20 protein-coding genes and 2 pseudogenes are annotated in these 22,616 nt (G+C 47.2%); 6 read left to right on the top strand and 16 right to left on the bottom strand.

The features are described 5' to 3' along the window. Nucleotides 1-57: 57 nt before the first annotated feature. The gene (locus AB432_RS23070) at nt 58-1,050 is read right to left on the bottom strand and encodes an ABC transporter substrate-binding protein (protein ID WP_048034266.1); all 993 of its coding nucleotides are present in this window, start codon (nt 1,048-1,050) and stop codon (nt 58-60) included. 273 nt (nt 1,051-1,323) lie between these two features. On the opposite strand from AB432_RS23070, the gene AB432_RS23075 reads away from it, so the two are divergent. Together AB432_RS23075 and AB432_RS23080 are read left to right on the top strand one after the other, a co-directional pair. Continuing rightward, nucleotides 1,324-2,280 carry an ABC transporter substrate-binding protein gene (locus AB432_RS23075; protein WP_048034267.1) on the top strand — a complete coding sequence of 319 codons (957 nt, stop codon included), beginning with the start codon at nt 1,324-1,326 and terminating at the stop codon, nt 2,278-2,280. 105 nt (nt 2,281-2,385) lie between these two features. Then, complete coding sequence (locus AB432_RS23080) at nt 2,386-4,032, top strand: helix-turn-helix domain-containing protein (RefSeq protein ID WP_053079617.1); 1,647 nt, start codon at nt 2,386-2,388, stop codon at nt 4,030-4,032. Nucleotides 4,033-4,082: 50 nt separating this feature from the next. On the opposite strand, the gene AB432_RS23085 is transcribed toward AB432_RS23080, so the two are convergent. From AB432_RS23085 to AB432_RS23115, 7 genes and pseudogenes are all read right to left on the bottom strand, one after another. Then, complete coding sequence (locus AB432_RS23085) at nt 4,083-4,871, bottom strand: DeoR/GlpR family DNA-binding transcription regulator (RefSeq protein WP_048034268.1); 789 nt, start codon at nt 4,869-4,871, stop codon at nt 4,083-4,085. A 25-nt stretch (nt 4,872-4,896) separates the two neighbouring features. Continuing rightward, nucleotides 4,897-6,060 (bottom strand): saccharopine dehydrogenase family protein, encoded by a 1,164-nt coding sequence (locus AB432_RS23090; protein WP_048034269.1) that lies wholly within the window; start codon nt 6,058-6,060, stop codon nt 4,897-4,899. A 19-nt stretch (nt 6,061-6,079) separates the two neighbouring features. Further along, nucleotides 6,080-7,198, bottom strand: coding sequence for a 2-aminoethylphosphonate--pyruvate transaminase (gene phnW, locus AB432_RS23095; protein ID WP_048034270.1), 1,119 nt, complete (start codon nt 7,196-7,198; stop codon nt 6,080-6,082). Continuing rightward, nucleotides 7,195-7,989, bottom strand: coding sequence for a phosphonoacetaldehyde hydrolase (gene phnX, locus AB432_RS23100; RefSeq protein ID WP_048034271.1), 795 nt, complete (start codon nt 7,987-7,989; stop codon nt 7,195-7,197). Before phnX ends, phnW begins: the two co-directional genes overlap by 4 nt. Before the next feature lie 3 nt (nt 7,990-7,992). Continuing rightward, nucleotides 7,993-9,703 (bottom strand): annotated as a pseudogene (locus tag AB432_RS23105) (putative 2-aminoethylphosphonate ABC transporter permease subunit). Nucleotides 9,704-9,708: 5 nt separating this feature from the next. After that, entirely contained in the window at nt 9,709-10,758 is a 1,050-nt protein-coding gene (locus AB432_RS23110) for a putative 2-aminoethylphosphonate ABC transporter ATP-binding protein (protein WP_048034272.1), read from the bottom strand. 17 nt (nt 10,759-10,775) lie between these two features. Next, nucleotides 10,776-11,852: a putative 2-aminoethylphosphonate ABC transporter substrate-binding protein gene (locus tag AB432_RS23115; RefSeq protein ID WP_048034273.1), complete on the bottom strand. Its 1,077-nt coding sequence runs from the start codon at nt 11,850-11,852 to the stop codon at nt 10,776-10,778. Nucleotides 11,853-12,097: 245 nt separating this feature from the next. On the opposite strand from AB432_RS23115, the gene AB432_RS23120 reads away from it, so the two are divergent. Further along, nucleotides 12,098-12,592, top strand: coding sequence for a pentapeptide repeat-containing protein (locus AB432_RS23120; RefSeq protein WP_235617534.1), 495 nt, complete (start codon nt 12,098-12,100; stop codon nt 12,590-12,592). On the opposite strand, the gene AB432_RS23125 is transcribed toward AB432_RS23120, so the two are convergent. The 3 genes from AB432_RS23125 to AB432_RS23135 all read right to left on the bottom strand — a co-directional run bounded on the left by AB432_RS23125 (nt 12,556) and on the right by AB432_RS23135 (nt 15,200). Next, nucleotides 12,556-13,248, bottom strand: coding sequence for an aspartate/glutamate racemase family protein (locus AB432_RS23125; RefSeq protein WP_048034274.1), 693 nt, complete (start codon nt 13,246-13,248; stop codon nt 12,556-12,558). The genes AB432_RS23120 and AB432_RS23125 overlap by 37 nt on opposite strands. 53 nt (nt 13,249-13,301) lie before the next feature. After that, nucleotides 13,302-14,141 (bottom strand): sugar nucleotide-binding protein, encoded by an 840-nt coding sequence (locus AB432_RS23130; protein ID WP_048034275.1) that lies wholly within the window; start codon nt 14,139-14,141, stop codon nt 13,302-13,304. Nucleotides 14,142-14,537: 396 nt separating this feature from the next. Continuing rightward, nucleotides 14,538-15,200 carry a nitroreductase family protein gene (locus AB432_RS23135; RefSeq protein ID WP_048034276.1) on the bottom strand — a complete coding sequence of 221 codons (663 nt, stop codon included), beginning with the start codon at nt 15,198-15,200 and terminating at the stop codon, nt 14,538-14,540. Nucleotides 15,201-15,395: 195 nt separating this feature from the next. Here AB432_RS23135 and AB432_RS23140 point away from each other — a divergent pair, with 195 nt between their 5' ends. Continuing rightward, nucleotides 15,396-15,986, top strand: coding sequence for a TetR/AcrR family transcriptional regulator (locus AB432_RS23140; protein WP_048034277.1), 591 nt, complete (start codon nt 15,396-15,398; stop codon nt 15,984-15,986). 251 nt (nt 15,987-16,237) lie between these two features. Here AB432_RS23140 and AB432_RS23145 read toward each other — a convergent pair whose 3' ends face one another. Further along, nucleotides 16,238-17,098, bottom strand: a complete 861-nt coding sequence (locus AB432_RS23145; RefSeq protein WP_048035935.1) for an MBL fold metallo-hydrolase — start codon at nt 17,096-17,098, stop codon at nt 16,238-16,240. Between the two features lie 257 nt (nt 17,099-17,355). Continuing rightward, nucleotides 17,356-17,922: an SLOG family protein gene (locus AB432_RS23150; protein WP_048034278.1), complete on the bottom strand. Its 567-nt coding sequence runs from the start codon at nt 17,920-17,922 to the stop codon at nt 17,356-17,358. 479 nt (nt 17,923-18,401) lie between these two features. Between AB432_RS23150 and AB432_RS23155 the strand changes: the two genes are divergently transcribed. Both AB432_RS23155 and AB432_RS23160 read left to right on the top strand, forming a co-directional pair. Next, complete coding sequence (locus AB432_RS23155) at nt 18,402-18,824, top strand: hypothetical protein (protein ID WP_048034279.1); 423 nt, start codon at nt 18,402-18,404, stop codon at nt 18,822-18,824. A 427-nt stretch (nt 18,825-19,251) separates the two neighbouring features. Next, nucleotides 19,252-19,386: pseudogene (locus tag AB432_RS23160) on the top strand (DinB family protein); the annotation flags it as partial. A 232-nt stretch (nt 19,387-19,618) separates the two neighbouring features. Here the strand turns inward: AB432_RS23160 and AB432_RS23165 are convergent. The 3 genes from AB432_RS23165 to AB432_RS23175 are packed head-to-tail and all read right to left on the bottom strand — an operon-like array spanning nt 19,619 to nt 22,549. Further along, nucleotides 19,619-20,071 carry a nucleoside deaminase gene (locus AB432_RS23165; RefSeq protein WP_048034280.1) on the bottom strand — a complete coding sequence of 151 codons (453 nt, stop codon included), beginning with the start codon at nt 20,069-20,071 and terminating at the stop codon, nt 19,619-19,621. 27 nt (nt 20,072-20,098) lie between these two features. Further along, nucleotides 20,099-21,049: a carbamate kinase gene (gene arcC, locus AB432_RS23170; protein ID WP_048034281.1), complete on the bottom strand. Its 951-nt coding sequence runs from the start codon at nt 21,047-21,049 to the stop codon at nt 20,099-20,101. 18 nt (nt 21,050-21,067) lie between these two features. Next, complete coding sequence (locus tag AB432_RS23175) at nt 21,068-22,549, bottom strand: cytosine permease (protein ID WP_048034282.1); 1,482 nt, start codon at nt 22,547-22,549, stop codon at nt 21,068-21,070. Nucleotides 22,550-22,616 lie beyond the last annotated feature (67 nt).

Here is a 22,616-nt window from a genome sequence, read left to right on the forward strand (position 1 = left end):
ACAAATGAAAAAGAAAGCGCATCAATCAAAATGACGCGCTTTCTCTCTTGAACTCGATTACTTTACAAACGCTTTGACCAAATCGTCTGCCTTCTTCATATTGGCCAGCATGGCACCAGATTGCCAATGTGTCCGCTCCATTGGGTAGACATGACCTTTTTTCACAGCAGGAACCGATTTCCAGATCGGGCTCTCCAAAATCTTGAGCGCATCCTTGTTTTCTTCCGAAGTCCACGTACCGTTCGACGGGAACACAATGATATGGTCTGCATCAATAGCCGGGATAGCTTCTTCTGATAACACCACGTGCGTTTCTTGATTTTTGGCAGCAGAATACGGCGTAAGTCCCAGCTCCTTATAGAGCATGCCTGTGTAAACATTGCTATCTCCGAAAAGGGCCAAATTCGGCTTATTTCCCACGTTCAAACGAATGACGGCCACCGTTTCGTTGCCAATTGCCTTTTCAAGCTTTGCCTTGGTATCCGCAATTTTCTCATTGTACTTTTGGATCGCTTCGTCTGCTTTTTCTGGAACACCTAGGACCTCGGCGATTTTCTTGAGTCTTCCAATCGTGTCGTTACGGAGTTCATCCGGTAGCTTGTACGTAGGGGCTACCTTGCTGAATTCCTCGTATTTCTTGGGATCAGCGTAGCCATCCACAATGATGATATCCGGGTTGGCTGCAAGTAACGCTTCAATACTTCCTGTAATATCAAAAAGCGGCACGTCCAGACCGAGGTAATCCTGTTTGCCCCACGCCGGGTGATACCACTGGACAACGGGAGTCACACCCAGTGCTGTCAAGAAGTCCTCCTGATAAATCGCCGCTACCCGCTCTGGCTTTACCGGAATCTCTACATCGCCATAGGCGTCTTTCACCACTTTGGTTTTCGCAGCCTTGTTCTCCGTCGATGCTGGTTGCTCTGTCGATGCTTTCTGCTCAGTGGATGTTGGCTCCGCTGCTTTTTCTGTACACGCAGTTAACACGAGCATCATGATCAACATTAATGCTATCATTGCCACTCCTGCATTCCGAACCGTTCTGACCATCTTTCTACCCTCTCTCGCATCTGTTGATGATTATCGAATTGATATTCATTCTCACTATTTGCATTCTGATCATATTTGTTTCCTCTCTATCTGACAATGCATTTTCTCCACTATTTTTTGTCCAAACTCTACAACGGTCCGTGTGAAATCCTTCCCTTTGTACAAAATCAATGATGGGTATCTGACGTTTGTCCATTGAGCTGGTAAGCTATATCTGATAATGATTATCATTGAAAACAAACAGATTCAAACGACTACTGGAGGAAAATGAAAATGAACCAAATGCGCAGTATAAGCGGAACGCTAGGAATCTTCGTACTGGCTGGCAGCTTGCTCATCGGATGCAGTCCATCTGCTTCTCAGACAACGAGCGAAGCGAACAGCGCGGCAAGTCAGAAAAACCAGACGCGACCATATACGGATTATCTCGGGCATGCAGGCAACATCCCGGTCTCTCCCGCACGAATCATCTATTCCGGTGAGACATTTGGCGATATGCTCGCGTTGGGCGTGAAGCCGATTGGGGGATTCGGGTACGCCAACCAAATCTTTGAAGACCAACTGCACGATGTCGAGAATGTCGGTTTTCCCATTAATCTCGAAAAGGTTCTGGAATTACAGCCCGACCTGATTATCCATGCAAATACCGAAGAAAAAGAATATGAACAGCTAGCCAAAATCGCCCCTACCGTCATTTTTGATACATTCGCGCCTTTGGAAGAACGGATGACCCAGCTCGGTGATATTCTTGGGAAACCGGAAGCAGCTACCAAATGGCTTGATGATTACAAGCGTAAATCGGAGGAGATGTGGAAGAAGCTGAAGGAGTCTGGCATCATGAAAGAAGGAGAAACCGCCTCTGTCTTTACCTATTATCCGGGTGATCGGCTATTTGTCATGGCAAGAACAGGGCTTTCCCAAGTCCTCTACGATACAAATGGATTCAAGCCCACCGCGCCCATTCAGGAAATACTCGATGCACAAAAAGGATTTGAACTCATCTCTGTAGAACGTTTGCCCGAAATAGCGGGAGATCGTATTTTCATTCTGAATACTTCGAGTGAGGAAGCTGAGAAATCAACGCAGGAGCTGCTAAAATCACGCATCTGGAGAGACCTGCCTGCTGTTAAAAACGGATCTGTCTACTTTATCGACATCGAAAAATCTAGCAGTGATGCCACAACAAGAGAATGGCTCCTACAAAAGATTCCTGAGATCCTAACGAAGTAATGAAACACGAGAAGCTTTTCAACAATGATTGAAAAGCTTCTTTCTTTTGTATACAAATGATAAAATGAATGATAATGATTCTCACAAAAAAGGATGGTACAACCGATGCTGCATTCTATACCACCTCAGCCCCTGCTCGGTTCCCTTCATTTTCAGTTGTGTAAAGTAGAGCGGACGGCTAGTCCTTTCCCCACTCCCTTCCATACCCTGCTCTTCTTCACAAAAGGTTACGGCAGCCTCCGTATTCACGACCAAACGATTTCACCTTTGGCAGGAAAGTGTTTTTTGCTATCACCGTCTACTCCTTTTGCTATCGAATCCTTGTACGATAGCGCGATTGATTGCTACCAAATTTCGTTTACCGTCATCCAGTTCGATGCAGACAATAGGCCCCAATCTTACCCATACGCACTGCTAGGTGGCCGTATCGAGCTGTCCGCTCACCCCTCTTCCCGGCTTTTGCGCTTATGTGACGCTTTGCTTTTGGGCCGTTCCACTTCTTCTGAAATGGACAGCTTTTGGCAGCAATTGCGGTTCCAGAAGCTGCTCGGTTTTTTGCTGGAGCAAAATCTCTCTCCTGACATGACCCCTAGCAAGAGCAAAGAGGTCGAGAACAGCATTCGTTATATCCAGCAAAATTATCAAGAGAACATAACGGTCAAGCAGTTGGCACAACTGGCCAATGTGCCATCGTGGCAGTACACGCTGCTCTTTCGCCAGTTGACGGGTAAAAAGCCTTTGGAATATGTGACCGAGCAGCGTATTCATCATGCGAAAAAGCTCTTGAAAAGCTCGAACGATTCATTGCGGGACATCGCCTCACAGGTCGGCTTCACGGATGAGTATTATTTCAATCGTCGCTTTCGAAAGTCGACCGGTTATACGCCAAGGCAATATTCCAGGCTGACTCACCGCATGGAGCTCGTGCAGGACTGGGCCGGTCATGAGGTAGAGATCCCCCTTCAGCCACAACGTATCATTTATATTGGGGAGACGTTTAATGATTTGCTCGCGCTCCAGGTGGAAAATATCATCGGTGGGAATTTTACCTGGATGGAACGAACGATCTACCGAGACAGGGTAAGACACATGCAGGATATCGCCTTTCCCGTTGACTATGATCATTTGACGACATTGAAGCCAGATCTAATCATTTTCGCGAACGCGGAAGAAGACAAATACAAGCAGATGAGCCGGATTGCCCCAACGCTCGCCTTTCATTCATTTGCTTCGCTGGAGGAACGGTTACATACACTCGGAGATTGGCTGGGGAAAAAGGATGAGGCGCGAGAATGGCTCAGGAAATATCACACGAATGCTACTACTATGTGGAATCAGCTACGCTCCGAGCTTGTGCCGGGTGAGACTGCATCCGTCTTTATCCATGAGCATGGCGGACGTCTGTTCGTAATGGGCACTTCAGGACTTTCCTCCGCCCTTTACCATCCAAACGGTTTTTCTTCTGTGGATAAAATTCAAGAAGTACTGCAAGCTGGCTACGGTTTTATCGAAATTCGAGAGGAGGACATCCCCCTGTACGCAGGTGATCGGATTTTTATGCTGCTGTCCGAAGACCCCGAATCGCGTCAGGCTACCGCCGCATTCATACAAAGTGAAAGGTGGCACAGTCTGCCTGCCGTTCAAAACGGCTATGTCTATTTTGTAGAAGCGCAAAAATGGAATTACGGCGCTGCTCTTACCAGAGAGAGATTGCTGCATATGCTGCCACGTTTGCTGCGCCATTCTTCCTGAAGCAAACAGGCCAGCTTCCCTGTCGTGGGGAATCGCTGGCCTGCTCACTACTACTCCTCTGCTACCATCCATGCTACATTTTTTGCTTGGAGTCCTTTATTCCATTCTGCTGGTGCTGCCGTATCGCTGATCACGATGTCAACCTCTCCCAAGTCTGCGATCTTGCACAATGTGCTGACCCCGATTTTGGAGTGGTCCGCTAGCACAATACTTTCATTGGCATTTTCGATGAAACAACGGGCGAGTTCCGTTCGATCCGGCTCATAGCAGGTCAAGCCTTTTTGGAGCAAGATGCCGTCTGCCGCGATAAACGCCTTGTCCACATAAAATTGTTTCATCATCTTCTCTGCATAGGTCCCGCTTACCCGATGATGCTTGGCGCTCACCTTTCCACCCAGGAAGTAGATGTCTGCCGCAAGCATTCCATTGTTTTGGTACTCGATTAATCGATTCAGCGCTGTGATCGAGCTAGTGAGGATCGTCAAATCTTTTTTCGTCTCGAGAAAGCTGATCATTTGCAAAGTCGTTGTCCCTTCATCGATGACAATGGTATCGCTGTCTTGCACCAAGTCCGCCGCCAGCCGCCCAATTCGTTTCTTTTCTTCCGCTCGCAAGACTTCACGGGCAAAATGAGAGGGCTCAGAGCGCTCCACTGTCAGCTTTACTGCCCCGCCATAAACGCGCTTCAGTTTTTTCTCCGCCTCCAGCTCTTCCAAATACCTGCGGATCGACTCAGACGAGACTTGCAGCTTTTTGACCAGTTCATTGGTCCGCACCTTGCCATTGGAATTGATCAACTGCAAAATGATTTGCTTACGCTCTTCCCCGAACAACGACACGCCGAATGTCCCCCTATATCGTACTTTACGTCATTTCGATCTTCTCGCCATGGATGTAAATCTGACGTTTTGTCAGCTCGTGAAAAATCACAGCCGGATCAAATGCTTCTTCTGGTGTTATGACGCCAACAGCTTTTACGTTTCCTTTTGCGATCTGCTCAGTCGCAATCGCCAGCGGGATTCCTACGTTGCGGGTATAGGCGCGCAGCCCAGCCCAGTCAGCTACAGAGCCGTCTGATGCCGGATGTGTATGGTACAGGACGTGTCCGACTTTGCGACCGTCCTTGGTACCTGTTACCTCGACATGAAGCGAATACCCGTATAATGCCGTCTCTTTTCCCTCTCTAGAATTGTAGAGGTATTGGGAGATACAATCAAGGATTCCCACCTTTGTTTCCCCTACCATGATGGGGTCGTTCCGCAAAAAGCCATAATCATAGAGGGCTTTGACCAGCTCCATGTTTTGCTTCGGCCATGTTCCCCGCACCTCGATCAGCTTTACCCCTTTTGGAGACAAAGCCTGTGCGAGCGTTTTTGTCTCTGCATGTGGAATGATGTACTGAATTGTTTTTCCATACGGCTCAGGAAGCTTTATTTCGCGTGGGCGAGCAAATGGCGGGACTTGAATGAACGCGCCATTTTCATAGACGACGCGCCCTGGCAAATCTGGATCATACTCATAGGTCGTCGTCTCTGTGATCGATTTGGAAAAGGCAATCGGGCGAAAGGAGCCGTGGCTGACGCGGACTTCGTCGACTTCATCGAGCTGGTTCGCTGCATGTATCGCCATCATTTGGGTCAGTCCAGGCGTCATGCCAAAGCCAGGCAGGCAGGTCTTCCCATGAGCGCGGAAGATCGCATCCGATGCGTTTTCTTCCCCAAACCCGTTCAAATTGATGCCATGGCAGCCAGCCTCCGCAATCGCAGCAGTAGACAGACCGTTCAGTGTGATGGTGGTTCCGTCCATGACGATGTCGTATCCGCGCATTTTTTGGACCGTATCCGCATGATCGCGTACATTTACCGGTACAAAATCTACGCGTGGATCGTTCAGCCACTCGACTACCTTGCGACCTTCTTCTTCATTAAAATCGCCGATCGTAATCTGCTCAAAATCCGAATGCATCACGAGATCGAGCACAGCTTCCCGACAAATATTTCCCGCTCCACCCAAGCAAAACACTTTCATCACGCTAGCCTCCTATTATTTACTCCAGCCAGAAACGATTGTTTTCCATTGCTGCGATTAATCTCTCGATATCCTCTGGGTAAACCTCTCCGATATTGCCAATCCGAAACGTGTCCGCTTGCGAGATTTTGCCCGGATAAATGACGAAGCCTGCCTGCTTTAGCCGCTCATACAGTTGTGCGAAAGTGAATGCTTCGCTATCAGGAAAATAAAAGGAAGTGATGAAGGGCGATTGCGATTCTTTTGGCAACAGGATGCGAAAACCGTTGCGCTCCATGCCTTCTGCGAGTAGCTGCTGATTTCGCTGGTAACGCTCGTACCGTTTTTCAACTCCCCCTTCTGCCTCAAGCTCTATCAGGGCTTGATAAAAGGCGCGCACGACATGAGTCGGAGAAGTATAGCGCCACTTTCCGTTTTGCTCCTCCATCGTCTTCCACTGGCTATACAAATCGAGGGACAACGTACGTGCAATCCCCTTGCATTCGATGAGCGCAGACGTTTTGGCAATGACAAAGCCGAAGCCAGGCACACCTTGGATGCATTTGTTTGCGCTTGAGATCAGGAAGTCGATTGAGAGCGCTGCTGCGTCCATTGGAATGCCACCGAAGCTGCTCATCGCATCTACGATATAGACTTTTCCGTACTTCTTGGCGACTTCTCCAATTTCTTTGATGGGATTGAGCATGCCCGTAGTTGTTTCTGAATGCACGACAGCCACATGCGTGATCGTTGCATCCGCCTCTAATCTCTGCTCCAATGCCTCTGCATCGGCTTTTGTCACTTCGCCAAAATCAATGACCTCCGTCGCGATTCCATGGACTTGTGCCATTTCCACGATCCGATCCCCGTAGGCGCCATTCGTCAAGACGAGCAGCTTGCCGTCTGCGGGAATCGCACTGCTCACCACCGCTTCCACACAAAAGGTCCCGCTGCCTTGCATCAAAACGCTCGTATACTCCTCTACCTGCGAGGTTGCCAATCGGACGAGCTTCTGACGGATTGCCTGTACCAGTTCATTGTAATCACGATCCCACGTGCACCAATCTCGGAGCATTGCTTCGCGAACGGTTGTGGAAGTGGTCAATGGTCCGGGGGTGAGCAACAAGTACGGATTATCGGTTGATCTTGTCTGATTCATGGTCTCTCTCCTCCTGCATGACGCATCTCGATCTTTTTCAGCACCTCATCCAAGCATCCGATCTCCTCGATCACGTAGTGCGCACCCGCCGCCATCAGTCGTTCTGTTGCGATAGCCAGCCTTTTATCCAGCTCTTCCTGTGGCATACTCGTCACTTCCTCCAAGGACAGGCCAAGCTCGCTTCCACCCTTCAGAACGCCAACGGTCCACATCCCGGCGTTTCTTCCTTCTTTCATATCGCTTGTCGTATCACCGACTTTGACCATCTCGTTCATTGGATATACGTCCAGCAGGATCGCATTTTGATAGCACATCCATGGATATGGACGTCCAGCAGGCACTTCACTTGGAGTGACAAGTGCATCTGGTTCGTAGCCCTGTTGTTTAGCCGATGCTGCAACGACGTTCATCATTTCCCTCGTGTAGCCTGTGGTCGATCCGATTTTGATTCCTTGCTCGCGCAGTCGCCCTACCAATTCCATTGCTCCCGGAACAGGAGTGGCATACTCGTGCAGCGTCGCCATCAGCATCGGTTCGAAGTCCGCGTACAATTCGTCCACATCCGCTTCATTCGGAAGTCGACCGTAACGCTCTTGCCATAGCGCTGCTACCCGCTCCATTTTGCACAGCGCCTGGATATGATCGCGCTTGAGCATCCCCATCGGTTCGCGCGCTTCTGCTGCTGTCAGCTTAATCCCCCGTTTTTTGAACACCTGCAAAAAGACAGCTAAAGGAGCGAAACATCCGTAATCTACCATCGTTCCTGCCCAATCAAATACGACTGCTTTCATGCTTTATGCCACCTGACCTTTCTCTTGGTAGGACCCTGTTGTTCGCTTGCGAAGTTTGGATGCGATCCATTCTGCACCAGCACGTGCGATGATGTTGAGGAAGACGATCAATACCGACATCGCTGCTGCTGGAGCCACATCCCCTGCGTCATCCATATTGACGATGGAGACAGATGCCAACTTGAAATCCGCTGCGTACAGAAAAACAACTGCCGAGATCGTCACCATCGAGTTGATGAAAAAGTACACCGCCATCTCGACAATCGCCGGCATACAGACGGGAATCGTGACGCGCCACAATAGCTTTGTCTGCGAGACCCCCATGGACTCTGCCGCTTGCTCGAACTCGGGATCGAGCTTTTTCAACGCGCTCGTTGCTGTGATAAAGCCGACTGCGAAAAAATGAATGACGTTTGCCAAAATCAAAATCCAGATCGTTCCGTACATGCTGTGAAATGGATTCGACGGATTATTGAAGAAGAAAATGTACGCTAGCCCAATGACCATCCCCGGCAATGCCAGCGGGAGAATCGACAGGAAGTATCCAGCTTGGCGAAGCCCCTTCCACACTTGGGATTTTTCAATCGTGTACGCGGTAATAAACGTGACCGCCGTCCCGATCACTGCCGTCAGTAAGGCGACGAGAATGCTGTTCCACAGTGGCTCAATCCCTTCTCCGGCTACGTTGGAAAAGTCATAATGATCCAAGCCGAAAGTCAGATTGTACGGCCATACTTTGATGAAAGAAGCCAGTACCACCGCAGCCATGAGAAGCAGCAAAAATCCGCTGACACTCACACAAAGGATGAAGTAAAACAAGTCGCGCAAACGATTTTCTTTGATTCGATACGGCTTGGATTTGGCTGTTACAGCCGCGTGCTGCTTCCGCTCAACAATCCGGTCCACGACAAACGCCACGAGAGCGGGAATGATCAAAAGCAGCCCAACTGTTGCGCCCATCGTCATATTTTGCTGACCGATAACCTGCTTGTAGACATCTGTTGCCAGTACGGAAAACTGTCCGCCGACAACCTTTGGTGCTCCGAAGTCAGTAAACGAGAGAGTAAAACAGACAAAGCAGGCGCTGACGATACCGTATTTCACGCTGGGAATCGTCACTACAAAAAACTTGCGCCAATGGTTCGCCCCGAGCGTATCTGCCGCTTCGTACAATTGATAGTCGGCAAAAGCAAGGGAAACAGCGAGAATCAAATACGCTTGCGGGAATACATAAACGATCTCCGCCAAAATAATCCCCACCGGGCCGTACAGATCGATGTCCCATTGAACCGGGAGCAATCCGAAGATCCCTGTCGTCACCAGCCCTTGATTCCCAAAAAAGGTAAGTCAGGGCGATTCCGTGCATCATCGTGGGCGCAAACAGCGGCAGCAGCGCGATCGCCCGAAAGGCTCGTTTTCCGCGAATCCCGCTACGCGTCAAGGCATACGCGAACAGAAAAGCGAGTGTGACTGCGATCAGCGTCGTCATCGCAGAAATATACAAGGTGTTATTCAGCGACCCAGCCAATGCTGGGGTGGAAAAGTACGTAACGAAATTGTCCAGGCCGATGAACTGACCGTTCTTGTTATAGAATGCTTTGGAAAACAACTGGCCAAGTGGCAACAGAACACTCGCTGACAATACAAGTACGACGAGAGCGATGAGCCACTTTTGCATGGCTTTTCCATCGAAGATCGATGTCATTTCCTTCATGCTGCTCACCCCTGTTCCTCTATGGCTGGCGCATGCTCAAAGGTCAGCAAATTCTCCAGCGGAAACTCCAACCACACCTTTTTGCCTCGGGCAATTCCAAGTCTTTGTGCCTCGGCCGCTATCAAATCGATTGTCAGAAGCTCTTTTTTTATCTGGCCTTCCTCTTGCCATTCCAGAAAGATTCGGTAAAAAGCACCGCGAAATTCTATCTCAGAAATTGTCGCAGGTATGGCGCATTCGGATTCTTGCTGCAAAAGCCGCACATGCTCCGGTCTGATCGCAAGTAAGCGATTCGGATCAGATTGTGCCTTCTCAAAGCGACTGTACTCAAAAAAGTTGATCGCTCCGATAAAATCAGCAACAAACGGAGTGGCTGGTTTGTTATAGATCTCCTCGGGTGTGCCTACCTGAACGACCTCGCCGTGATCCATGACGACGATCTTGTCAGCCATGGTCAATGCCTCATCCTGGTCATGGGTGACCATCACTGTTGTCATGCCGTACTGCTCATGCAAACGCCGAATCTCCCGGCGCAGCTTTTGTCTTACCTTTGCATCTAATGCGGATAGTGGTTCATCTAAAAGCAGGACATCCGGCGATAGTGCAATCGCTCGCGCCAAGGCAATTCGCTGCTGTTGACCGCCTGAGAGCTGACTGGGATATTTGGCGGCGGCATGAGACAAATCCACCATGTCTAGCGCCTCTTCTACTTTGGCTGCGATCTCTTTTTTCGCTAGCTTCTTTTCTTGCAGGCCAAAGGCAATGTTTTCAGCAGCCGTCAAATTGGGAAACAAGGCGTACGACTGGAACATCATCGCAATGTTTCGTTTTGCTGGTGGCAGGGAAGTAATCTCCCTGCCTCCCAGGATCATCTTGCCTGTCGTCGGCTGCTCCAATCCAGCCAGCATTCTCAGTAATGTCGTTTTACCGCAGCCACTGGGACCGAGCAGACAAACAAATTCATTCTTGTCAATTTCGATGGAAATGTGCTCCAATGCGGCAAACAAACCAAAGCGTTTACTGACCCCTTGAATGGATAGATAGGATTGTGTCATGCTGTTCTCCTCGCTGCTTACTTGGGTTCGCTCTTAGTCGCGTATCGTTTTTCCCACTCCGCCAAAACGTTGTCTCGATTTTGTGCAGCTTGATTCAGGTCGAGCTTGATCAATTGTTTGATCGGATCTACTGCGTAGCCTTCTGGGAGTGTCGCGCCTTCTTGCTTGACACTGACGATAGCAAAGTTCTGATTATAGGCTTTCATGACTTCATCGGAGATGGCCCAGTCCAAGAACAGCTTGGATTCTGGTTTGATCGCACTCTTTTTGATTAAGGCATTCGCCTCTACATCCCAACCCGAGCCTTCTGTTGGAAAGACGACTTCAACGGGTGCGCCTTTTTTCTTCTCGGTAATCGAACGGTAGCCAAAGGAAATACCGATTGGATATTCGCCCGATGCAGCCATTTTCGCTGGCTTCGAGCCGGAATGCGTGTAGATGGCCATATTTTCATGCAGCTTGTCGAGGTACGCCCAGCCTTCTTTCTCCCCTTTTAGTTGCATGATTCCGTTAATGGTGAGAAGCCCAGTTCCCGAGGACGCTGGATTTGGCATCACGATCAATCCTTTGTACTCCGGCTTGATCAGGTCTTCGTATGAGCGCGGAATAGGCAAATTGCGTTTTTCGAGCTCTTTGGTATTGACCGCTACCGCAGTCTCCCACGCATCGATTCCTACCCAGCTTGCAGGTTCCTTGGAATCCTTAAACTCCGGGGAAACCTTCTCGATTCCTTTTGGCGAATAGCCTTCAAGCATGCCTTGCTGTTCGAGTACAAGCAGGCTTGTCGCTGCTGTTCCCCATACGACGTCCGCTTGTGGATTGTCTTTTTCCGCCAGCAGCTTTGCTGTGATGATCCCTGTAGAATCGCGGACGATATTGACCTTTACATCTGGATATTTCGCTTTAAAGGATTCCAAATACGTTTTGATCTGGTCATCCTCCAGAGCTGTATAAACCGTAATCTCTCCTGAGGCGTTTGTACTTTCCTTTGTGGAAGCTTGTGTGTTTGGTTGTGATACTGGTGCTTGTCCACACCCTGCTAAAAACGCGATTGATAGAACGGAAGCAAGTAAAGGATAATGCCATTTCTTCATGAGAACCTCTCCTCTTTGCGGAATGTTCATTTCTTGGTTCCTACGAAACCAATCTTACGGGGAAAATATTAAGCGGATATGAACGTAACGTAAATTGATTGTTTTTATGTGTGTTTGATTGTGTTTTGTTGGTTTCAAAAGATTCCTTTAGAGAGTAGAAGACACAACTGGGTAATAAAGGGAAAACAAGGTGTATGTCGAAGTTACAAATGCCTCATTTTTATCATGCAAAGGGGGATATGAGTATGAACTTGAAGGTGGAACCGTTAGACTTGCAAATGGCGGATATATCAAGATCTAGATGGCAGGAGGTTAAAGCTGAGGAACTTGACATGGAAAATGTCAGCTTGGCGAAGACCAGAATGAATAACGTAAATATAAGTCAAATGACTTTGAATGATGTGAATATGAGTGGAATCAAAATCTCTAACACAAACTTGTCAGGTGCAGGCATTCAGCATGCGAATTTCAGCCACGCTGTTATTGACCACGTCCATTTGTTTGGAACAGAATTTCACAATGTGGTTCTTCCTATGGAGGGAGACGGAACTTATAATCCCGATGGGCAATACAAACCCGTAAGTTTTCATAGCTGTAATCTTTCAAATGGGCAATTCAGAAAGTACGTATGCACAAAAAAAGACTCAGTCATCCATTCTAGTAGCAAATGGGATGAGCTCAGTCTTTTATTTTTTCCTATCATCTACTGCAAAGCAGCCTCCACAGCCGCTTCTGCATGAATCGCAGTCGTATCAAATACCGGGACCGTGCAATCTTGGGCTGTGATCAATAGACCGATTTCCGTGCAACCGAGGATGACTGCCTCAGCCCCTTCCTCGACCAATCGCTCAATGATCGCCTGGTAGGTACGTTTGGATTCTTCGCGAATGACCCCGACACACAGCTCATGATAAATGATGTCATGGACGAGTTTTCGCTCTTGTTCATCTGGCAGCAGTACCTCTAATCCATGAACATCACGCAGACGTCCTGTATAGAAATCCTGCTCCATCGTAAATCTCGTTGCAAGCAGTGCTACTCGCTTGTGCCCGTGGTTTTTGATCGCTTGGGCTGTCGCATCCGCGATATGCAGAAATGGCAAGCTGGTCGCTTCCTCGATAGCATACGCCAGCTTGTGCATCGTATTTGTACAGAGAACGATCAGGTCGGCTCCTGCCGCTTCCAGACTTTTCGCGGCACTTGCCATCCGCTCGCCTGCTTCTTCCCATCGTCCTTCTCGTTGCATTTCTTCGATCTCAGCAAAATCAACGGAATACAGGATGCTTTTTGCCGAATGCAAACCGCCCAGCCTCTCCTTGACGGTTTCATTGATCAAACGATAGTAGACCAAGGAGGACTCCCAGCTCATGCCGCCAATTAATCCGATTGTTTTCATCGTTCTCTACTCTCCTTTGTCGTGATCGTTGTCATTTGCGTTTTCCATCCCGCCTAACGAAAACGGGTCTGTAGCCGTTCATGCGCCTTTTTCGTACGCAACGAAGTATCCAACGGAATCCCTCGTCCTAGCGCGTCCGCTTCTGTTAACAAGGTTTCTTTTACACCATCCGCATTCAGTCCTAATGCCAGAGCCATCTTTTTGTAAAAAGAATAATAGCTCTCTTTCTGTGCTGGACCGAGATGAAGCGTTCCGAGGTAAGAGCCGTGAAGCAATTCGTGGATGGCCTTCCCCACGTCTTCCACATGGACAAACGTCTTGTACAAATTACCTGACCGGCTTACTTCTCTACCAGCTTTCAGGTCTGCACACATCGAAGCGACACGTTTATCCCATTGTCCAACCACATTACGACCATAAATCGGGCCTACTCGCACGATGACATGATTGGGATGCCGCTCTCGAATGCGTGCTTCCCCTCGTATTTTGGCATTCGAATAAGCAGCTAACGGATTTCTCTCATCTAATGGCTCAGGCGGATCTTCTTCCCGATAAGAGCCTGTTCCTCGTCCGAAAATGCCGTCTGTGGAAATGAAAATCAATTTGCTCTTTTCCGGCAACTGAGAAAGCAGACCATCCAGGCCTTTTTCTATTAGCTCTCGTTCATCTGTTGCACTCATCAACGCCCAAATGACAACATGTGGTGAAAACTCTTGCAGTATCGTTGAAAAAGAAGGGGTGTCAGTTACATCGACCCGAAGCAATTGATGGATAGCTTGTGCAGAATAGCATGTACCCATCAGATTAATGGCATTATCCCGCAAAAGCTCCTGATAGATTTGACTTCCCAAGTAGCCGCTAGCCCCGAGCAACAATACGCGGCATTTCTCCATGGTATGTCCCCCCTCCACCCCTTACCATTTCGATTATGATCTACTATACCACTATCTCCCATCTAGAGCGACACAGGCTGTACTCGAAGAACTTGAAATAGATCTCGTAACGATGGGTGTTCTGCGAAAATGGACAGGCGAGTCTACAATTGTTTTTCTCTGCACCAACGTGTCAAGGGTTCGCTTCGCCTTACGCCCCTTGACCTTGTTAAAATTTATCCAACAGGGTCCTCTACTCTATTCAACTAAGTTTCCATGAAATTTACTTCTTAAGATGTTGTGTAAAGTATCCCTAGAAGTAAAAACTTAAAGCAATAAAAAACGCCAATCCAATAATGGTTGGCGTCTTAGCGTATATTTTCGTTAAAATGCTGGCGGTCCCCCTTTTACAGTTTGTTATTCCTTAGGCATTTCGTTAAAGAAAGCTACATCATCGACTGCCAGCCTCACCGTCGGATGACCGGGCTTCGACGCCTTGCCGATGGCGATCAGTATAATCGGAATGTAGCGTTCTGATACGCGGAAAGCTTCCATGAACTTTTGTTTGTCGTAGCCGCCAATCGGTACCGTGTCGTATCCTTTAGCCCGGGCGACAAGCATGAGTTGCATCGATACTAGCCCGCCGTCAGTATAAGCGATTTGGCGGATGGCCTCGGGCGGCATGCTCGAATACATGCCGGTATAGTGTTCAACCATCGATTTTGCCGTATCCGCAGGCATGAAGCCCGCATCGACCGCTTGACCGTAAATCTTCTCGGCCATCCGGATGTTCTCAAGGTCTCCTAGAACGGCGATGACAGCCGAAGCTTCGACCACTTGTTGTTGATTGAATGCGATCGGAAGCAGCTTCTGCTTCAGCTCCGGCGTGTCGATAACGAGAAACCGCCACGGCTGCAGGTTAGCCGCTGAAGGAGCCAACGTGGCTTGCCGCAGTATTTCGGCCAATTCCTCCCGCGAAATTTTGACCTCGGGATTATAACTACGAACCGACCGGCGTTCTTGAATAACATCGAAAAAAGGTTGGTGCTCGATCGTTTGCGATGGTTGTGAAATGGACATGGTGCTCTCCTCCTTCTGGTTTGGAAAAACTGCATGCAGTTTTTCGTTCAAATACAACAATAGTTATTTAAACAACACTTGTTGTATTTGTAGGTTATAATAACAACTGATTGATCCGCAATCATCAATAACCGTAAACCGTTGTATAGACAACACCATCTCTATAATGTCGTTTTATTGGGGGAGATTGTAACCATGAGAATAAAAAAGAATGAAGCTGATCCTCGTGTGATACGTACACGGCGACTCCTTCAAGACGCTTTTGCTTCATTAATTCAAGAAAAAGACTTTGAATCGATAACCGTTAGGGATATTGCAGAGCGGGCTACTGTTAACAGAGCGACTTTTTATGCGCACTTTGTAGATAAATTCGAACTTCTTGAGGCCAAACTAACGGAATCATTTATGACGATCATAAATCATAGAATAAGCGGTCACGAAGTATTAAATGAAGAAACCATTCAGAGTATTTTTCTGGGTGTATGCGATTTTCACATGAGTCTAAGCACTATGTGCCAAAGAAGCTATAAATCGCTTGGTCCTGTATTCGAAATTCAAATAAAGGAAAAAATTCAAGCGACACTTCATTCCTTTATAGACAAAGACAAGATGCTCTCGAGTCCAAACGCGCAATTCTTAATAAATACCGCTTCTATCATGTTAAGTTGGGGGATGTATGGGGCGGCTTACGCTTGGAACAATGAGGGGCGGCTAATGAGTGCGGAAACATTCGTTAAACAGACCATGCCCTTAGTGATGAACGGAGCCAAAGAACTGCTGAGATAGGTCCTGTCGCTATTGCTCTATCCAACCCGTTCAGATGTTATAAAAACCATGAAATTCTTCGTATTTGTGCGGAGCCGCCTCCACCTGAATTGCCTAAATCGGTTGAGTTTGAAACCGTCAGGCCATTGCACGTATTCGGACATGCAAAAACCGCAGCCTTCACTGTGTCGATCTTCGCCGTGAAGTTGCGGTTATAAGGATTTTTGTAGGTAGCTATCACAAAATCAAATGTACCCATCCAACGAATCGGATCATTGGGAGGCAGCCCCTACCATAAACCATTCGAGAGCTTCTGAAAATGCATGAGGAAGCTCTGACACCTGGAGGAAGGTACACATCTCGCTTACGATCCGTTCTCTGTTTTGCCCGTATTGCTCTGTGAGCAGAGCTAGCTGCTCCCAATCTCTAAGTTCCTTTTGAAAGGCAGCTCGATCCAATGGCCGGCCGTGCGATTCCACGAAAAGGGTTGCTTCAGACTGGTACGCTTGCTTCAATACGCGCAGAAAACGGGAGGCTGTATAACTGCGCGGTCCGCCATAGACAGAGGGACCCAAAGCATCTCCCAGGAACAGCGTTTGATCCTCTTTTACGTACACATAGCACGAATCTTCCGAATGATCTCCTCCGACACGGTTCACCTGACATGTCACGCCACCAAGGTCAATCGTGATCGATTCATCGAATAGGATATCCGGCTCGACTATTCGGATCAAGTCCCGGTTCATTCCGTACTCTTTTCTGATGTTCGCCATCGTGCTGGGATTGATGATCTTCTCCTTACAGAGCTGTTCCATGACTTCATCCGACCATTCCAGCCCCATCAGTTTGCTCAATGAATGTGCGGTTTTTGCCTGTGCGATGGTAGGTAAATCCCATGCTGACATTCCGAATGTATGATCCCAGTGCCAATGAGTCAGTATGAGCAGATCTGGAAGACGAACGCCCAGCCTTTGCAACTCCTGACGAAACAACGCGGCATGCGCCGGTGAATTTCCAGCATCAATCAAGAGGGTTTTTCTGGCCCCTGTAATGGCTGCTAGGATGGGGCGATCCGTGTCATGACTTGCATGCATAATCAAGATATGCTCGGTAATCTGTTCGATCGTGGACATTTCCTTCTCCCCTTTCCAAATACGCCAATGTAATTTTCTCTCTACAGAATGACTCAGCAATATTTTCCATGTTATCACACAACACTTCCCCCTCGCACAAACAAAAAACGCCCGTGCTACCAGGCGGTTTTGTAGATATCCCGTGAATTACCCGTACGTTAGTTGTCATTCGGCACTGGGTGGAGGGTAAAAGAAAAACCTTGAGGAAGTGGTTTCCCCAAGGTCAAATATTGCACTAATTTAAAAATCGTAAAAGTTTAGAAATGGTCATTGTATAACTCTTGCTGCTGTTCCTCTGCAATGGTCTGTAGGTCATATGCGTTAATGCGAAATAACTGATAATCGCCCATCTCCGTTTTTTTTGCGGCGAGCTTACTTAGAAATTTCGGGGAGCCTTCGTTTTCTTCATCGTAAACTAACAAGATACCGTCTGAATTGGATAGCAAGAATTTGTCTTTCTCTCCAAGCTGCCAAACTCCCTGATAAGGTGTTTGATAGACACTATTGATATAGTCGGCTTGCGTCACAATATTTCGGTAGTAATCCTGGGTTTCTTCTTTCCACTTTTCCTCTTGATGCAAAAACGGAGTAATTACCGCCAGTTTTAGATGTGGATACTCCTTTTTCAATTCCAGAACAGTTTCGGCTGTCCACATTTCTACCCCGAGTTGACCTGATATGATGACCCATTCCAAATCTTCCTCAAGGAATCTTACGAGTTCTCGCTTTAATGCTTTCTTAATAATAGCTAACCCCGGATTTTTTTCATTGAAAATGCCAAGCTCGTGAGCCTTGTATCCTGAAACAAATAAACGTTTTAACATGTTGCCACCTCTAGTTCAAAAGAACTCTAGCAAAAGATAGATTTCTTTTCACTCGCTGTCTATACATTCGTGTTCCGTCTCATATTTTTCTTATATTATCACAAATTGAAACGACTCAGGATAGATGATTCGTTTGCTTCACATTTTAAACACCCGTGAACTACCATCCGGTATCGGGTGTATTCCTCTTCGGTGTTATTCGCCCACCAGACAGGATAAAAAATACGAACGCTCATCATAAAACCCGAAGCACACGTTAAGTCATTGCTGTTCATCATGCATCCCACACTGACGCAACGAAAAATTTTACCAAGCACAATACATACGCTGATTGAATATGATTGTTATGTGAAACAGTCAGTGTGTACGCTCGCTGGATTTCTTTGGACTAAAGGGTGAAACTTAAGAAATAGTAGTTTACAGTCTCACCTCACACCGATATGTAAGAGCAACTACTTGTTAGGTGGGGGGAAGAGTAGATGGATTCTTCAGCAAATGGCGAAAAAAAGAAGCAGTCTACCAATGGTTCATCAAATAACGAAAAAAAGAAGCAGTCTACTAACGGTTCATCAAATAACGAAAAAAAGAAGCAGTCTACTAACGGTTCATCAAATAACGAAAAAAAGAAGCCAACAACCAATAATCAATCGGCCTTACAATGCCTAACGGGCCCAAATTTAGAAATCCTCGTGGCTGTTCTTCTTTTAACTGGAAAGTTAAGAGTGGATTCTGTTCAATTGTTTAGACAAGCTACAATGATTGTCGGCTTAACAGGAGAGTTCATTACACTTAGCGATCTCAACAATAAAAACGTCGATAATATGCTGAAATTTCTTAATGACAACGGGAACATGACCGTAGATGATATCATTTCGGCTCTTAAAAAGAAAATGAATAACTAATGAGTTTTTAAGAAAGGAATGAGGTGAATTCGATAATGAAAAATTTTGATGGTGCAAGTTTTTCAGAATCAGTATTATTCATTATTTTACTTGCATTGCTGCTATTTGGTTCAACTGATATTGCTGGTCTTTCCGCTCAGCCTACAAAGGCCTAGAGAACGTTGTATACCCACATTCCCCCCGTGCCTTCTCCTTTAAAACTGGTGGGACTAAAAAAGCGACCGTGTTTAGCGGAAAGTTTATAGGCACTTCGAAAAGTTTAAGCATGCAAAAAGCCGGATTACCGCGGGGTAATTCGGCTTTATAACTATCACGAGTTCTAAGCCACGGACATATGTTTCATGTAAGGCAATCCTTTCTGGATTTCCCCTCCCGAATAAATTCATTCTACCTACTCTTTGACCTTACTTGATAATAGTGTTGTGGCTTTACGAATTCTGTACGGGATATTTTAACTCATGTAGCATTGCATGGTCAGTATCATCGAGGACAGATTAACTCACGACTTCGAGCAGTTGGTATTGAACCAGTTAATGTTGACTTTATTACATTTGTGAGATAAATGATTCGGGTTCTCACCAGCTTTGTTGGTTCATCGGTACCTTATAAACGTAGAATGATCATTGTGATTGTTCTTTCAAGATGTCACAACAGTTATCTCAGAACGAATAACCGCCTATCGAAAGGATACGGGCTTTCGCACACACCAAACTTATAAATTCCTATCTGCTGAAAAAGGGCCCTTATAAGGCCCTTTTTTCATGCTCCGAACATCCGTATTTGTCGTCTGCTATTTAGTCTTTGTTCAGCCGATGAAAGTGGGTAAACAACTGATCGCAGTCCTCACGCTTCTCCACTTTGATCATGTTCAAAACACTCTTATCCTTACCGGAAAAATAGTCGCGAAGATGCTTATCCGAAAAACCGTTCTCATGTGCATCCTCCGCAGTCGAGCAGTAATGAACGACCTTGATGCCAGACCAAATGATGGCACCAACGCACATCGGGCAAGGCTCGCAAGTCGCATAAATTTCGCAGCCTGTCAAATCCATCGTGCCCAGCGTCTTGCACGCTTCGCGAATGGCTACCATCTCTGCGTGCTGAGACGGGTCCATATCTGCCATCATGCGATTGCTGCAAACGGCGATGATCTCGTCCCCTTTCACGACAACCGCTCCAAAAGGTCCGCCGAGCTTGTTGTTTATGCCTTCCATCGTTTTTTTCACTGCCAGCTTCATGTAATCCATTGCCTTGCATCCTCCCTTAAGAGGCCTTTATTTTACGATGTGTGTCCCTGCTTTGTTCGTAATCGCATCCTTTAAGCTCTCCGGGTTCGTAATGATTACGCTTGAACCGTTTTTCTCCAAAAAGCTCAGGCTGGCCTCAATTTTTGGCAGCATGCTGCCTTTTGCGAAATGCTCTTCACGAACGTATTGCTTTGTTTCCTCTACCGTAATGCGCTCCAGTGCCTTTTGATTCGGCTTGCCGAAGTTAATGCATACCTGCGGAACACCTGTCGTGATGATCAATGTCTGTGCATCGATTTGCTCTGCCAGCAAGCTGGTTGCAAAATCTTTGTCGATGACAGCATCAATCCCATCGTACGTATTTTCACCCGATTTCACAACCGGAATACCGCCGCCGCCAACAGCGACTACCACATATCCCGCTTCGATCAACGATTTGATTGCGTCTTTTTCCACGATATCGATTGGCTTTGGAGAAGGAACCACTCTTCTGTAGCCGCGACCAGAATCCTCGATAAATACCCAGTCCGGATGCTCTTTGCGCATCTCTTCCGCCTGCTCCAGCGTGAAGAAGGAGCCGACTGGCTTCGTTGGATTTTCGAAGTTCGGATCATCCTTGCTGACTTCTACCTGTGTGATGACGCTCGCAACCTTTTTGTTGATTCCTCTTTTGGCAAATTCGTTGGTGAGTGCTTGCTGGATTTGGTAGCCGATTCCGCCTTGCGTATCCGCCACGCAATTGACCAGCGGGATCGTAGGCATTCCGGACACTTCATTGGCGATTTCGCATCTTTGCAAAGCAAATCCAACCTGCGGTCCGTTGCCGTGCGTAACGACAACGTTGTACCCTTCTTGCACCATATCTGCAATATTTGCTGCGGTTTCACATACGGCTTCATACTGGTCTTGAATCGTGTTGCGACCATTATCCTTAACTAATGAGTTGCCGCCGATTGCAACAATAACGAGTTTTTCCACTGGGCACTTCTCCCTTTGTTAAGATACTTTTGCAGTTGTTTCACTCTGCGTGATCGTGCTTGGCTTGTTCCATTTATAGCACAGCGCATACAAAACGCTGGATATGATCGACCCGCTAAGGAATGCGGACTTGCTGATGTTTGCCAATAGTGGCACATTTGGCAAGAAAGAGCCGGATAGCGTAATCAAGAAGCTGACGATCAATACGCCGCATGCCACCATATTAATGCCGTTTTTGTATTCTCCGTTTTCACCTGGTTTTACGTAGATCGCAGATAAATCTAGCTTTCTCTTTCTTTCAATGAAGAAGCTGACTAGCATGATCCCCGTAATTGGACCGTACATGGAGCCGATAAAACTATAGAACATATACAGCGCGGCCGTACCATTCACCAGCTTCCAAGGTAAAATGACAGTCCCCAATACAGCGGTCAAGATAGCCGCTGATTTCACTGTAAACATTTTCGGAAGAAGCGCTGTCATTTGCAGTCCAGATGGAAGCAAATTTCCAAACACAACATAGCTCGTCGAACCTATATTCAGTGCCAGCAACAAGATAATGACGGCAACAGGATTCCCAATTTGATCAATGGCAGCGACGACATTAAAGTCTTTGATGCCAAACGCAATTTGCGTTCCAACCAACAATCCTACACACGTAATTCCAAACAGGATGTAGGATGCAATCATTCCAAGCGGCAGACCAATCATCGGAGCTTTCGGGTGTTTTGCCCTTTGCGTAAGGTCTGCAATATTTACAATCGGGCCACCCCAGTTCGATACCAATGCACTTACACATGCGATAAATACAAGCCAATTCTCCATCGGTTTGGCAGGAGCATAAGCAAAGATTGGACCAAATCCGCCAGCAACGCTGATCGCCCAAATCGCTGCACCTACAATGAAAATATAGATGATCGGTGAAGACCATTTACTAAACAGACTGAGAATTTTCATTCCACCTAAAAATAATCCAACTGTAATGACCCAGAGGATCACATAAGAAAGCATGGTCGGGAAATCTAATCCGAGAAAATCAAAGCCTGGAACCATATTCATATAGCCAGGGAATATTTTCTCAAAAATGACATTAAAGGATTGTGCGCCAATAATTGTTTTTGTCCCAAAAAACACAACCCCAGCGATAAGCCCACGACATATAGCAGGAATGATCGAGCCTTTTACACCAAAGGAGCTGCGCAACAGCATCGAATAGCCAATCCCGTACTTCTGTCCTGCATAGCCATTCAACACATAGCCAGCCGAAACAATCAAGGCAGCAATCATGACTGCCCACAAGACTTGCGGAACGGATAATCCGAGGACAAAGAATCCGGCTACCGTCATGTACGACATGAGATTATGCACAGCGCCCATCCATACGGTCACGTAGTTAAAGGTGCCCCAATCTCGATTTTCGGAAGTCTTTGGCAAAATATCGTCCGCGTATCCATAGGACTTGAATTCTTCATATGATTCCTTTACGTTTGCCTGTCCCATGTTCATTCACCTTCCTCATTCAACCCAGCTTTCGCAACCTTCTTTTGCTGCGAAAGCTGAGTCACCT

Source organism: Brevibacillus brevis, assembly GCF_001039275.2.
Taxonomy (GTDB): Bacteria; Bacillota; Bacilli; order Brevibacillales; family Brevibacillaceae; genus Brevibacillus; species Brevibacillus brevis_C.

Coding starts and splice junctions, on each gene's coding strand:
- AB432_RS23070 (WP_048034266.1), bottom strand. CDS start 1,050: ATGGTCAGAACGGTTCGGAATGCAGGAGTGGCAATGATAGCATTAATG.
- AB432_RS23075 (WP_048034267.1), top strand. CDS start 1,324: ATGAACCAAATGCGCAGTATAAGCGGAACGCTAGGAATCTTCGTACTG.
- AB432_RS23080 (WP_053079617.1), top strand. CDS start 2,386: ATGCTGCATTCTATACCACCTCAGCCCCTGCTCGGTTCCCTTCATTTT.
- AB432_RS23090 (WP_048034269.1), bottom strand. CDS start 6,060: ATGAAAGTGTTTTGCTTGGGTGGAGCGGGAAATATTTGTCGGGAAGCT.
- phnW (WP_048034270.1), bottom strand. CDS start 7,198: ATGAATCAGACAAGATCAACCGATAATCCGTACTTGTTGCTCACCCCC.
- phnX (WP_048034271.1), bottom strand. CDS start 7,989: ATGAAAGCAGTCGTATTTGATTGGGCAGGAACGATGGTAGATTACGGA.
- AB432_RS23110 (WP_048034272.1), bottom strand. CDS start 10,758: ATGACACAATCCTATCTATCCATTCAAGGGGTCAGTAAACGCTTTGGT.
- AB432_RS23115 (WP_048034273.1), bottom strand. CDS start 11,852: ATGAAGAAATGGCATTATCCTTTACTTGCTTCCGTTCTATCAATCGCG.
- AB432_RS23120 (WP_235617534.1), top strand. CDS start 12,098: ATGAACTTGAAGGTGGAACCGTTAGACTTGCAAATGGCGGATATATCA.
- AB432_RS23125 (WP_048034274.1), bottom strand. CDS start 13,248: ATGAAAACAATCGGATTAATTGGCGGCATGAGCTGGGAGTCCTCCTTG.
- AB432_RS23130 (WP_048034275.1), bottom strand. CDS start 14,141: ATGGAGAAATGCCGCGTATTGTTGCTCGGGGCTAGCGGCTACTTGGGA.
- AB432_RS23135 (WP_048034276.1), bottom strand. CDS start 15,200: ATGTCCATTTCACAACCATCGCAAACGATCGAGCACCAACCTTTTTTC.
- AB432_RS23140 (WP_048034277.1), top strand. CDS start 15,396: ATGAGAATAAAAAAGAATGAAGCTGATCCTCGTGTGATACGTACACGG.
- AB432_RS23145 (WP_048035935.1), bottom strand. CDS start 17,098: ATGTCCACGATCGAACAGATTACCGAGCATATCTTGATTATGCATGCA.
- AB432_RS23150 (WP_048034278.1), bottom strand. CDS start 17,922: ATGTTAAAACGTTTATTTGTTTCAGGATACAAGGCTCACGAGCTTGGC.
- AB432_RS23155 (WP_048034279.1), top strand. CDS start 18,402: ATGGATTCTTCAGCAAATGGCGAAAAAAAGAAGCAGTCTACCAATGGT.
- AB432_RS23165 (WP_048034280.1), bottom strand. CDS start 20,071: ATGGATTACATGAAGCTGGCAGTGAAAAAAACGATGGAAGGCATAAAC.
- AB432_RS23175 (WP_048034282.1), bottom strand. CDS start 22,549: ATGGGACAGGCAAACGTAAAGGAATCATATGAAGAATTCAAGTCCTAT.